The sequence below is a fragment of the Pseudomonas sp. 06C 126 genome (genome assembly GCF_001855215.1).
In the GTDB taxonomy this organism is placed as follows: Bacteria; Pseudomonadota; Gammaproteobacteria; order Pseudomonadales; family Pseudomonadaceae; genus Aquipseudomonas; species Aquipseudomonas proteolytica.
Map to the genome: position 1 here is coordinate 58,663 of NZ_MIFU01000078.1, position 12,369 is coordinate 71,031.

Here is a 12,369-nt window from a genome sequence, read left to right on the forward strand (position 1 = left end):
TCTATAACACCCTGCAGGTCGGCTCAATATGAGTGTCGCGATCGTGGATCAATCAGGCGCAACTCCCGCATTTACCAGCGGTGTGTAACTTGCGGTCAACACCGTGCCTGGCGCCGGCATGTGGCTGGTATTGTTGACTGTAGAGCAGGCAGTACTGCGATTGAACAGGTTCTGAATGCCCATGCTGACCTGATCATTTTCACCGAGTTGGTATTGGCTGATCATATCGACGGTGGTGTAGCTGTCGACCTTGCGTCGTCCAAAGCTGGCAACGCCAATCAGGCGATAATCAGCGCCATCGAAATAGGTGGCCTGCACGCGGTTGCTCCAGGCTTCACTCGGCTTGAACTCAAGGTAGGCGGTCAGTTTGAGCGGTGGGATGCGGTAGCCAGTCACGACCTTCAGGCTGCTCCCGGCCCTTCATCCAGGTAAAGCTGCCGCCGGCGCCTCAGCGCTCATTGAGCTTATGTTGCAACTGCGCAAAGCCACCGAGGCTGCGCGTTGTCAGGTCGGGGTTGAAGTAGCGCCCCACAACAGTTCTGTATTGCCTTGATTCCCCAGCGGCGTGCGAAGCGTGACCCCGCTGCCGAACACTTCACTGTTGCTTATCGTGAGCGTGGGGATTCCATGTACTGCCGAGAAATATGGCGCCGGGACCAATCAAGCACCCCCAATAACCATTTAGGCCTGGATAGAGAAGCGGCCCGAATGCCGCAGTGGCAAGAAAAGTGACCCCAGCCCATAACCGCTTACGCGGGGTGAACCACTCGCGGAACGCTTCAAGCTTTTTACCGGCCATTGCCACCTCCTTGTTTGATAAGCAGCAAAGCATATCACCCACTTAAACGAATCACGCCAGCCGGCGAGGCAGGCGCACGCTGGGAGGTAAGCCATGAGCGCTTTCGCAGTGTTTGGTATGAACTTCGCGGTCGCCAACGCAGAGGCCGGCAAGAGAGCAACAAAAAAGGGCCCACCTTTCGGTGAGCCCTTCTAGACCGCCCAGCAGAGCGGATTTTGTTTGGTAGGCGCGATTGGACTCGAACCAACGACCCCCACCATGTCAAGGTGGTGCTCTAACCAACTGAGCTACGTGCCTGCTGTGAGGCGGCATTCTACGGAATTCCCGAGGGGTGTCAACACCTTTTTTGAAGCTAAGCCTATGAATATGCGAATTTTTTATTTTTCATTAGCCGCGCGGCTTTTTCCGGGTGGCTGGCAGGGTATTTTCAACTGAGGTAGGATCGGCGCACTCGTAAAAAATATAAAACAGAGGTTCCAGTATGGCGAACACCCCCTACCCCCAGTCGTATTACGCAGCGTCCGCCAATGCGGTTCCTCCCCGGCCAGCGCTGCAAGGTGAAGTCGAAACCGATGTGTGCGTGATCGGCGCCGGCTATACCGGGTTGTCGAGCGCGCTGTTCCTGCTGGAGAACGGCTTTCGCGTGACGGTACTGGAAGCCGCCAAGGTAGGTTTCGGTGCATCTGGGCGCAACGGTGGCCAGATCGTCAACAGCTACAGCCGTGATATCGATGTGATCGAACGCAGCGTCGGCCCCCAACAGGCACAGCTATTGGGACAAATGGCATTTGAGGGCGGCAGGATCATTCGTGAGCGGGTAGCCAAATACCAGATTCAGTGCGACTTGAAGGACGGCGGGGTCTTCGCTGCACTCAATAGCAAGCACATGGGCCACCTGGAATCGCAGAAGCGTTTGTGGGAGCGCTACGGCCATACGCAGTTGGAGTTGCTCGACGAGCGGCGCATCCGCGAGGTAGTGGCCTGCGAGAACTACGTGGGCGGCCTGCTGGACATGAGTGGCGGGCATATCCATCCGCTGAACCTGGCATTGGGTGAAGCGGCGGCAGTGGAGTCCCTGGGCGGCACTATCTACGAACAGTCCGCCGCCGTGCGTATCGAGCGTGGCGCCAACCCTGTGGTCCACACGGCGCAAGGCAAGGTAAAGGCTAAATTCATCATCGTCGCCGGCAACGCGTACCTGGGCAACCTCGTGCCCGAACTGGCAGCCAAGTCGATGCCATGCGGCACACAAGTGATCACCACCGCACCTCTGGGGGATGAACTGGCTAAATCCCTGCTACCCCAGGACTTCTGCGTCGAAGACTGCAACTACTTGCTCGACTACTATCGACTGACCAGCGACAAGCGCCTGATCTTCGGCGGTGGCGTGGTGTATGGCGCGCGGGATCCGGCAAATATCGAAGCAATCATCCGACCGAAGATGCTCAAGGCCTTCCCGCAATTGAAGGATGTAAAAATCGACTACGCCTGGACCGGCAACTTCCTGCTGACCTTGTCTCGCCTGCCCCAGGTTGGCCGCATCGGCGATAACATCTACTACTCCCAGGGCTGTAGCGGGCATGGCGTGACGTATACGCACCTGGCGGGCAAGGTACTGGCCGAAGCCCTCAGAGGCCAAGCGGAGCGTTTTGACGCGTTTGCCGACCTGCCGCACTACCCGTTCCCGGGCGGCCAACTGCTGCGCACACCATTTGCGGCAATGGGCGCGTGGTATTACGGGCTGCGGGACAAGCTGGGCTTCTGATCGACACCCTGCAGGAACCGGCTTGCCGGCGATGGCGATCTTGACGACGCTATCGCGGGCAAGCCCTCCCCTACAGGTAGCATCATCAAATCGCAGACACAAAAAACCCCGGTCTTTCGACCAGGGTCTTTGCTATCGATCCAATCAAGCATGAAGCTTGCTTTGGCGCTCTCGGGGTGTTCAGTGGACCCCGGAACAGATATGGCGCAGCGGACGGGACTCGAACCCGCGACCCCCGGCGTGACAGGCCGGTATTCTAACCGACTGAACTACCGCTGCGTATCGCTCAGACTGCTGAAGTGTCACCTTCAACTGCCTTCAAACATCTGACTGAGCAGCCTTGACTGTTCAATCTCAAACCCGACATATCGGACCTGGAAAATATGGCGCAGCGGACGGGACTCGAACCCGCGACCCCCGGCGTGACAGGCCGGTATTCTAACCGACTGAACTACCGCTGCGCGTCGGTGCAACTTTTAACGTTGCGTCTTGCCCGAAGGCAAAACTCTCAAGAAGTGGTGGGTGATGACGGGATCGAACCGCCGACCCTCTGCTTGTAAGGCAGATGCTCTCCCAGCTGAGCTAATCACCCTTTGCTTCGTTGAGGCCGCGAAATTTACGCAGATAGCGGACCTAAGTCAATAGCCTGCTTGAAGTTTTTCTGAAAAAGACAAAATCACGTCAAGACAGCTACCCGCCCTACTCGCTGTAAATCATCTTCTTGCTCATGCCGCCATCCACCACGAACTCTTGCCCCGTCACAAACCCAGCGCTGCGCGACAGCAGCCACGCCACCATGGCGGCCACATCCTCAACCGTCCCAACCCGGCCCGCAGGATGCTGCGCATGATCGGCGTCACTCAACGGCTCTGCGCGGCGCGCGGCGGGATCACGGGCATCGATCCAGCCAGGGCTGACAGCATTGACCCGAACCTCCGGCCCCAGGCTGATGGCCAGCGCATGGGTCAGGGCCAACAGGCCACCCTTGCTCGCCGCATAGGCCTCGGTGTCCGGCTCCGACTGCCTGGCCCGGGTAGAAGCCAGATTGACGATAGAACCGCCGTGGGCACGCAGATACGGTGCACAGTGCTTGGCCAGCAACATCGGCCCACTGAGGTTCACCGCCAGCACCCGATTCCAGTAAGCCAGGTCCAGGCTATCCAACGTGATATTGCGCGGGTCGGCCACTGCGGCATTGCACACTAGGGCATCCAGGCGCCCGAACTGGCCCAGCACTTCAGCAACCCCAAGGGCCACCTGCTGCTCATCGGCCACGTCCATGGTGATAAACCAGGCGTTATCGCCCAGCACCTTGGACACTTTAGCGCCCCGCTCGCGATCAAGATCGGCCAACACCACTTGCCAGCCTTCGCTGATCAGCCAGGCAGCGATCCCCAGGCCGATACCCCGTGCAGCGCCCGTTACCAACGCGACCCGGCCATTACTGGCGCCAGCCGCCTCCTGGGACCACTCGATCACAAGGCAGCCAGCCCGCGGGCCAGATCGGCCTGCAAGTCAGCCACGTCTTCCAGCCCCACGGCAACCCGGATCAGGCTGTCGCGGATACCGGCCGCTTCACGCTCCTGCGGGGCCAGGCGCCCATGGGAGGTGGTGCTTGGATGGGTAATGGTGGTTTTGCTGTCACCCAGGTTGGCGGTGATGGAAATCAGGCGCGTGGCGTCGATAAAGCGCCATGCGCCCTCTTTACCACCCTTGACCTCAAAACTGACCACCGCCCCAAACCCGCGCTGCTGACGCTGGGCCAACTCATGTTGCGGGTGGCTCTTCAAGCCGGCGTAGTGGACTTTTTCGATGCCGTCCTGCTGTTCCAGCCACTCGGCCAGGGCCTGGGCGTTGGCGCAATGGGCTTTCATCCGCAGGCTGAGGGTTTCCAGGCCCTTGAGGAAAATCCAGGCGTTGAACGGGCTCAGGGTCGGGCCTGCGGTGCGCAAGAAACCCACTACTTCTTTCATCTGCTCGCCACGACCGGCCACTACACCGCCCATGCAACGGCCCTGGCCATCGATGAACTTGGTAGCCGAATGCACCACGATATCTGCGCCCAGCTTCAGCGGTTGCTGCAGGGCGGGCGTGCAGAAGCAGTTATCCACTACCAGCATTGCACCTTTGGCGTGCGCTACTTCGGCGAGGGCGGTGATGTCTACGAGCTCTGCCAGCGGATTTGACGGTGACTCGACGAACAGCAATTTGGTATTGGCCTTGATTGCCCCATCCCAACCTGAAAGGTCTGCCAGCGGCACGTAGTCGACTTCAATGCCGAAACGCTTGAAGTACTTCTCGAACAGGCTGATGGTCGAACCAAACACGCTACGCGAGACCAATACATGGTCCCCGGCGCTGCACAGGCTCATGACCACCGCGAGGATGGCCGCCATGCCCGTTGCCGTAGCGACGGCCTGCTCTGCACCTTCCAGGGCCGCGATACGCTCTTCGAAGGCACGAACGGTCGGGTTGGTATAACGGGAGTAGACGTTACCCGGCACTTCGCCAGCAAAGCGAGCCGCCGCGTCCGCCGCGGTGCGGAACACGTAGCTGGAGGTGAAGAACATCGGGTCACCGTGCTCACCTTCCGGCGTGCGGTGCTGGCCGGCGCGCACAGCCAGGGTATCGAAAGCCACGCCATCGAGGTCGCTGTCCAACCGACCGGCATCCCATTCCTGACTCATGCTGCCACTCCTTCACTCAATTCTTTATTTAAGATACAAAACCGGCCCCTCAGGGCCGGTAGTCAATCAGTTGTTGTACAGATCGATGATCGCGCTGACCGCCTGGGTCTTGATCTTCGAGGAGTCGTTGCGCGCCTGCTCGATCTTGTTCAGGTAAGCCTCATCGACATCACCGGTCACGTACTTGCCATCGAAGACCGCACAATCAAACTGCTCGATCTTGATCTTGCCGCCGCCAACCGCCTCGATCAAGTCAGGAAGATCCTGATAGATCAGCCAATCAGCGCCAATCAGATCAGCCACATCCTGGGTCGAACGATTGTGCGCAATCAGTTCGTGGGCGCTCGGCATGTCGATACCGTACACGTTCGGGTAACGCACGGCAGGCGCAGCGGAACAGAAGTACACGTTCTTCGCCCCGGCTTCACGGGCCATCTGGATGATCTGCTTGCAGGTGGTGCCACGCACGATGGAGTCATCCACCAACATCACGTTCTTGCCGCGGAACTCCAGCTCGATGGCGTTGAGCTTCTGGCGTACCGACTTCTTGCGAGCCGCCTGGCCCGGCATGATGAAGGTGCGGCCGATGTAGCGGTTCTTGACGAAACCTTCGCGGAACTTGACGCCCAGGCGGGTGGCCAATTCCAGCGCAGCGGTGCGGCTGGTGTCCGGGATCGGGATCACCACGTCGATGTCGTGCTCTGGACGCTCGCGCAGGATCTTCTCGGCGAGCTTCTCGCCCATGCGCAGGCGCGCCTTGTACACCGAGACGCCATCGATGATCGAATCCGGGCGCGCCAGGTACACGTGCTCGAAAATGCACGGTGTGAGCTTGGGGTTGATCGCGCACTGGCGGGTGTGCAGCTTGCCATCTTCAGTGATGTACACCGCTTCGCCCGGGGCCAGGTCGCGCACCAGGGTGAAGCCCAGTACATCCAGGGATACGCTTTCGGAGGCAATCATGTACTCGACGCCTTCGTCGGTGTGACGCTGGCCGAACACGATAGGACGGATGCCATGCGGGTCGCGGAAACCAACGATCCCGTAGCCGGTGATCATTGCCACGACCGCGTAGCCACCCACGCAACGGTTATGCACGTCGGTCACAGCGGCGAACACGTCTTCTTCGGTTGGCTGCAACTTGCCGCGCTGGGCCAGTTCGTGGGCAAACACGTTGAGCAGCACTTCCGAATCGGAACTGGTGTTGACGTGGCGCAGGTCAGATTCGTAAATCTCCTTGGCCAACTGTTCAACATTGGTCAGGTTACCGTTGTGCGCCAAGGTAATGCCGTAGGGCGAGTTGACGTAAAACGGTTGAGCTTCGGCCGAAGTCGAGCTACCGGCAGTCGGATAACGCACATGGCCAATACCCATATGCCCGACCAGGCGCTGCATGTGACGCTGATGGAACACGTCACGTACCAGGCCATTGTCCTTGCGCAGGAATAACCGGCCGTCGTGGCTGGTCACAATACCGGCAGCGTCCTGGCCGCGGTGCTGGAGGACGGTTAGCGCGTCATACAGCGCCTGATTGACGTTCGACTTACCGACGATACCGACGATGCCACACATGCGACGCAACCCCTACTTAATGAATCTTGACTGAACACTACTTACTGCGGCGCGTTGCCCGGCAAGAGGTGCTCCTTGAACGGAATATCAGCGGGTACGCTGATACCGCTGGCCAGCCACTGACTACTCCACCCCAATATGAGGTTCTTGGACCAGTCTGCAACCAATAGAAATTTTGGCACGAGACTCGACTCCTGCCACCAAGCATCCTGCTGTACCGGGCCCAGGCTCAACAGCCCGACCGCAACGACCACCAGCAACGCGCCACGCGCGGCACCGAAGGCCATGCCGAGAAATCGATCGGTCCCGGAGAGGCCGGTGACACGTATCAATTCGCCGATAAGATAATTGACCATTGCTCCCACCAGCAGCGTGGCGATGAACATGATGGCGCAGCCCGCGATGACACGAGCCGAAGGTGTTTCGATGTAGCCGGCCAAGTAAACGGCCAGGGATCCGCCGAACATCCAGGCGACGACTCCTGCAACGATCCAGGTCAGCAGCGATAATGCTTCTTTGACGAAGCCGCGGCTTAGACTGATCAATGCGGAGATGGCGATGATGGCTACGATCGCCCAATCAACCCAGGTAAATGGCACAGTGCAGCCTACAGACGGATAAGGCGGCGCATTTTAGCAGAGCGCTGGGCTATCGGTAAGCGGTGATTGGCGGTCCATTGCAAATCAATGGGTTGTGGCAAGCTGCGGCCATCTCAGACGGGCATAAACCAATGTGGGAGCGGGCTTGCCCGCGATAGCGGCGTGTCAGTCAACTTTAATATCGACTGATGCACCGTCATCGCGGGCAAGCCCGCCCCCACACAAGCCTGCACACACATTTGGAGCCAGAATCAGCCGCGTTCTGGCTGGAAGCGCACCACAAAACCCTTCAGATTCTGCTGACGCCCCAGCAAGTCACGCAGGCGGTCAGCCTCGGCACGCTCAATCAGCGGCCCGACAAACACCCGGTTCTTGCCATCGGCAGTACGGATATAAGCGTTATAGCCCTGGCTGCGCAGGGTTTTCTGCAAGGCTTCGGCACTTTCGCGGTTGGACAGACTGGCAAGCTGCACCGACCAACTGATCGGCAGGCCATTGGGATCAATACGGCTTTGACCGACATCCGGCTTGCCTGGCGCAGCAGGCTGCGGCGCGACAGGTTTTGGCGCTGGAGCAGGCGCCGCAGGCTTGGCGGCCACGACTGGCGCTGGCTTGACCACGGGAACGCTGGGTTGAATTGGCGCCGTGGGTGCCTGCTGCTGGGCAATTTCTGCATCCGTCGGCACTGGCTCTTCCTTGGGCAGCGCCTGCGGCTCAGGCACCACCACCGGCTCGACCTGAACCTGCGGCATTACCGGGGCCTGGGGCGCAGCCGGCGCGTCAACCGTGACCTGGCGCTGCTCGTCCTGACGGGAAAACAGCATCGGCAGGAATATCACCGCCAATGCCACCAGCACCAGGGCTCCGACCATTCGCTGCTTGTATGCGCTATCCAGTAATGCCATGTGCAGCTTCCTCCGTGGAGCGCCGGGCCAACCACTCAAGCGCCTCGGCAACACAATAAAATGATCCGAACAACAGAATCTCGTCCTCGGCCGTTGCTACCGCGCATTGAGCCTCCAATGCAGCGGTCACGCTTGCATGGGACGTCACCGTCGCACCAAGGTTCTGCAGCAACACCTGTACATCATCGGCCGAACGGCTGCGAGGTGTGTCCAGCGGCGCTACCGCCCACGCCTGCACACTGCTCAGCAAGGGTGCGACCACACCTTCCAGGTCTTTGTCCGACAGCAAGCCGAACACCGCCAGGCGTCGACCCGTCGGCACATGGCTGGCCAAACGGCGCGCCAAGTACTGCGCAGCATGCGGGTTATGACCAACGTCCAGCAACAGGTCAAGGCGCTTGCCTTGCCACTCGAACGCGCGGCGATCCAGGCGCCCGACCACCCGTGTACGTTGCAAGGTATCGGCAATCTGCCCGGCATTCCATGGCAGATCCAGCAACAGGTAGGCTTGCAGGGCGAGTGCGGCGTTTTCCATGGGCAGGTTCAGCAGTGGCAGGCCGTGCAACTCGACGCCCAGACCCCGCGCATCGACACCACGCCACGACCAATGATCGTCTGCCACGTCCAGGGAAAAATCCCGGCCCCGCAGGAAGAAGGGGCAATCCAGCTCGCGCACCTTGTCCAGCAAGGTATGCGGCGGATCCAGGTCACCACACAGTGCCGGCTTGCCTGGGCGCAGGATCCCGGCCTTTTCATAGGCCACCGATTCGCGGGTATCACCCAGGTAATCGGTATGGTCCACGCCAATGCTTGTGATCAACGCCAGGTCGGCGTCCACCACATTGACAGTATCCAGGCGACCACCCAGGCCCACTTCCAGCACCACGGCATCCAGCTGTTCGCGCTCGAACAACCAGAACGCAGCCAGGGTGCCCATCTCGAAATAGGTCAGGGAGGTATCGCCGCGCCCGGCATCCAGCGCCGCAAAGGCTTCGCACAATTGCTCGTCGGTGGCTTCAACACCGTTGAGTTGCACGCGCTCGTTGTAACGCAGCAAGTGCGGCGAGCTGTAGACACCCACCTTCAAGCCCTGGGCCTGCAGCAATGCAGCGACAAAGGCGCAGGTAGAGCCCTTGCCGTTGGTGCCCGTGACCGTAATCACTCGCGGCGCGGGCCGACCCAACCCGAGGCGGGCCGCTACCTGTTGCGAGCGCTCCAGGCCCATGTCGATGGCTGACGGATGCAACTGCTCAAGGTAGGCGAGCCACTCGCCCAGGGTTCGTTGGGTCATAGGTTTGCAGGCACCGGCGGAACGACGATAGGTTCGACTTTAGGCGCGACGTATTCTGGTGTCGGCAAGCCCATCATCTGCGCCAGCAGGTTACCCAAGCGTGGACGCAGTTCGGAACGGGCGATGATCATGTCAATCGCCCCGTGCTCCAGCAGGAACTCGCTGCGCTGGAAGCCTTCCGGCAGCTTTTCGCGCACGGTCTGCTCGATCACACGTGGGCCGGCAAAGCCGATCAGTGCCTTGGGCTCGCCAACGATTACGTCGCCGAGCATCGCCAGGCTGGCGGAAACGCCGCCATAGACCGGGTCGGTCAGCACGGAGATGAACGGGATGCCTTCCTCGCGCAGACGCGCCAGTACCGCAGAGGTCTTGGCCATTTGCATCAGCGAGATCAACGCTTCCTGCATCCGCGCACCACCCGAGGCGGCGAAGCAGATCATTGGGCAACGGTTTTCCAGGGCGTAGTTGGCGGCACGTACAAAGCGCTCACCGACAATGGCGCCCATCGAACCACCCATGAAGGAGAATTCAAACGCCGACACCACCACCGGCATGCCCAGCAGCTTGCCGCTGATCGAGATCAGCGCGTCTTTTTCACCGGTCTGCTTCTGCGCAGCGGTCAGGCGGTCCTTGTACTTCTTGCCGTCGCGGAACTTGAGACGGTCCACCGGCTCCAGGTCAGCGCCCAGCTCGGCACGGCCATCGGCGTCGAGGAAGATGTCGATACGGGCGCGGGCGCCGATACGCATGTGGTGGTTGCACTTGGGGCAAACGTCCAGGGTCTTTTCCAGCTCTGGGCGGTACAACACCGCGTCGCAGGATGGGCACTTGTGCCACAGACCTTCAGGGACCGAGCTTTTCTTCACCTCGGAACGCATGATCGAGGGGATCAGTTTGTCTACTAACCAGTTGCTCATGCTTTCTTTCTCCAGTACCGGTGGCTTGAACACAGCCCCGCGTATGCCCTTGAGCTAAATTCATTGATGTGGCGATAACAGCTGCAGGACGGGGTCAGACGTTCGACCAGCCATTTCCTGCACCTGCCCTCAGCCTTCCAGACAACCCGCCAACGCGTGGCTGCCACTTCATTGGCGCCGCCCGAGGGCAACGCCGGCCTGTTTCACACAGTGGTAGTTACTGACGGCGGCAGACTGCCAGCCGTCACATCGCGCCACTGCTGCTGCGCACTGCCTGCATGAATGCGCGAATCTTGGCAGAATCCTTGATGCCCTTGCCCTGCTCCACCCCGCCGCTGACGTCCACCGCATACGGGCGAACCTGGGCGATGGCCTGCGCCACGTTTTCGGCACACAGGCCGCCGGCCAGGATGATCGGCTTGCTCAAGCCCTGGGGAATCAGCGACCAGTCAAAGGCCTCGCCCGTACCACCAGGAATGCCCTCGACATAGGCATCGAGCAAAATCCCGCTGGCCCCGGCGTAGGCGGCGCAACTGGCGGCGATATCGTCCCCGGCCTTGACCCGCAAGGCCTTGATATAAGGGCGATGGTAGCCGGCGCACTCATCCGGGGTTTCGTCGCCATGGAACTGCAGCAGGTCCAGGGGGACGGCATCCAGGGTTTCGTTGAGCTCACAGGCGCTGGCGTTGACGAACAGCCCCACGGTGGTCACGAACGGCGGCAAGCCGGCAATGATCGCCCGTGCCTGCTGCACCGTCACCGCGCGCGGGCTCTTGGCATAAAACACAAAACCAATGGCGTCAGCCCCCGCCTCGACTGCCGCCAGCGCGTCTTCCATGCGGGTAATCCCGCAAATCTTGCTGCGAACGCCTGACATATCGTCGGAACCTCAGGGGGCTGTCCAGGAAAGTCCCGGATGGTAACAAATGCTTTTCCAGGCGTCAGCCGTCAAGTTCAGTGAAACCTGTGAGGAAGTGTGGCCCGATGAAACGCTGCGGCAACTCGAACTCATCGCGGTATTCCACATCCACCAGATACAGGCCGAACGGGTGCGCCGTCACCCCGCCGGTACGACGCACTCGACTCTCCAGCACTTCCTTGGCCCATTCCACCGGGCGCTCGCCGGTGCCAATGGTCATCAGTACACCGGCGATATTGCGCACCATATGGTGCAGGAACGCACCGGCACGGATATCCAGGACAATCATCTTGCCGTGGCGCGTGACGCGCAGGTGGTGGACTTCCTTGATCGGCGACTTGGCCTGGCACTGGCCAGCCCGGAACGCGCTGAAATCATGGATTCCCACCAGGTGCTGGGCCGCCTCAGCCATACGCTCGGCGTCCAGCGGGCGGTGGTTCCAGGTAATTTCTTCGTTCAAGTGTGCCGGACGGATCTGATCGTTATAGATCACGTAGCGGTAGCGCCGGGCAATCGCCTTGAACCGCGCATGGAAGTGCGCCGGCATGACCTTGGCCCAACTGACGCTAACATCGTGGGGCAGATTGATATTGGCGCCCATGACCCAGGCTTTCATCGAACGCTCGGCCTGGGTGTCAAAATGCACCACTTGCCCGCAGGCATGCACGCCGGCGTCGGTACGCCCGGCGCACATCAATGAAACCGGCGAGTCGGCGACCTTCGACAGGGCCTTCTCCAGGGTTTCCTGTACGGTCGGCACGCCCGAGGCCTGGCGCTGCCAGCCGCGATAGCGCGAGCCTTTGTATTCAACGCCCAGGGCGATTCTGAAAAAGCCAGCGGCCGCCATTTCGGCGGCCGCGTTATCTATATTTGCCAAGAGCTGAGGGCCTGATGAGTTGCGCAAAGGCAGCCATT

At 60.4% G+C, this 12,369-nt stretch carries 10 protein-coding genes, 4 tRNA genes and 1 pseudogene; 1 reads left to right on the top strand and 14 read right to left on the bottom strand.

The features are described from left to right. Window positions 1-48: 48 nt before the first annotated feature. Window positions 49-448 (bottom strand): annotated as a pseudogene (locus BHC62_RS11395) (TonB-dependent receptor domain-containing protein); the annotation flags it as partial. A gap of 571 nt (window positions 449-1,019) precedes the next feature. Further along, window positions 1,020-1,096 (bottom strand) — tRNA-Val (locus BHC62_RS11405). 184 nt (window positions 1,097-1,280) lie between these two features. Here BHC62_RS11405 and BHC62_RS11410 point away from each other — a divergent pair. Continuing rightward, window positions 1,281-2,564 carry an FAD-binding oxidoreductase gene (locus tag BHC62_RS11410; protein WP_070995077.1) on the top strand — a complete coding sequence of 428 codons (1,284 nt, stop codon included), beginning with the start codon at window positions 1,281-1,283 and terminating at the stop codon, window positions 2,562-2,564. Window positions 2,565-2,766: 202 nt separating this feature from the next. Here BHC62_RS11410 and BHC62_RS11415 read toward each other — a convergent pair. From BHC62_RS11415 to truA, 12 genes are all read right to left on the bottom strand, one after another. Continuing rightward, a tRNA-Asp gene (locus BHC62_RS11415) sits at window positions 2,767-2,843 on the bottom strand. 105 nt (window positions 2,844-2,948) lie between these two features. After that, window positions 2,949-3,025, bottom strand: a tRNA-Asp gene (locus BHC62_RS11420). 55 nt (window positions 3,026-3,080) lie between these two features. Continuing rightward, window positions 3,081-3,156: transfer RNA gene (locus BHC62_RS11425), tRNA-Val, on the bottom strand. 107 nt (window positions 3,157-3,263) lie between these two features. Beyond that, window positions 3,264-4,043, bottom strand: a complete 780-nt coding sequence (locus BHC62_RS11430; protein WP_070995078.1) for an SDR family oxidoreductase — start codon at window positions 4,041-4,043, stop codon at window positions 3,264-3,266. Further along, complete coding sequence (locus tag BHC62_RS11435; RefSeq protein ID WP_070995079.1) at window positions 4,040-5,251, bottom strand: O-succinylhomoserine sulfhydrylase; 1,212 nt, start codon at window positions 5,249-5,251, stop codon at window positions 4,040-4,042. Before BHC62_RS11435 ends, BHC62_RS11430 begins: the two co-directional genes overlap by 4 nt. 66 nt (window positions 5,252-5,317) lie before the next feature. Next, window positions 5,318-6,823 carry an amidophosphoribosyltransferase gene (gene purF / locus BHC62_RS11440; RefSeq protein ID WP_029294156.1) on the bottom strand — a complete coding sequence of 502 codons (1,506 nt, stop codon included), beginning with the start codon at window positions 6,821-6,823 and terminating at the stop codon, window positions 5,318-5,320. 41 nt (window positions 6,824-6,864) lie between these two features. Then, window positions 6,865-7,422: a CvpA family protein gene (locus tag BHC62_RS11445; RefSeq protein WP_070995080.1), complete on the bottom strand. Its 558-nt coding sequence runs from the start codon at window positions 7,420-7,422 to the stop codon at window positions 6,865-6,867. 251 nt (window positions 7,423-7,673) lie between these two features. After that, window positions 7,674-8,327 (bottom strand): SPOR domain-containing protein, encoded by a 654-nt coding sequence (locus BHC62_RS11450; RefSeq protein WP_070995081.1) that lies wholly within the window; start codon window positions 8,325-8,327, stop codon window positions 7,674-7,676. Continuing rightward, on the bottom strand, window positions 8,311-9,618 hold the full coding sequence (gene folC / locus BHC62_RS11455) for a bifunctional tetrahydrofolate synthase/dihydrofolate synthase (RefSeq protein WP_070995082.1): 1,308 nt from the start codon (window positions 9,616-9,618) through the stop codon (window positions 8,311-8,313). The genes BHC62_RS11450 and folC overlap by 17 nt, the downstream gene beginning before the upstream one ends. Next, entirely contained in the window at window positions 9,615-10,535 is a 921-nt protein-coding gene (gene accD / locus BHC62_RS11460) for an acetyl-CoA carboxylase, carboxyltransferase subunit beta (protein ID WP_070995083.1), read from the bottom strand. Before accD ends, folC begins: the two co-directional genes overlap by 4 nt. Window positions 10,536-10,779: 244 nt before the next feature. Continuing rightward, complete coding sequence (locus tag BHC62_RS11465) at window positions 10,780-11,412, bottom strand: phosphoribosylanthranilate isomerase (RefSeq protein WP_029294144.1); 633 nt, start codon at window positions 11,410-11,412, stop codon at window positions 10,780-10,782. Window positions 11,413-11,476: 64 nt separating this feature from the next. Continuing rightward, the gene (gene truA / locus BHC62_RS11470) at window positions 11,477-12,301 is read right to left on the bottom strand and encodes a tRNA pseudouridine(38-40) synthase TruA (RefSeq protein WP_029294142.1); all 825 of its coding nucleotides are present in this window, start codon (window positions 12,299-12,301) and stop codon (window positions 11,477-11,479) included. Window positions 12,302-12,369 lie beyond the last annotated feature (68 nt).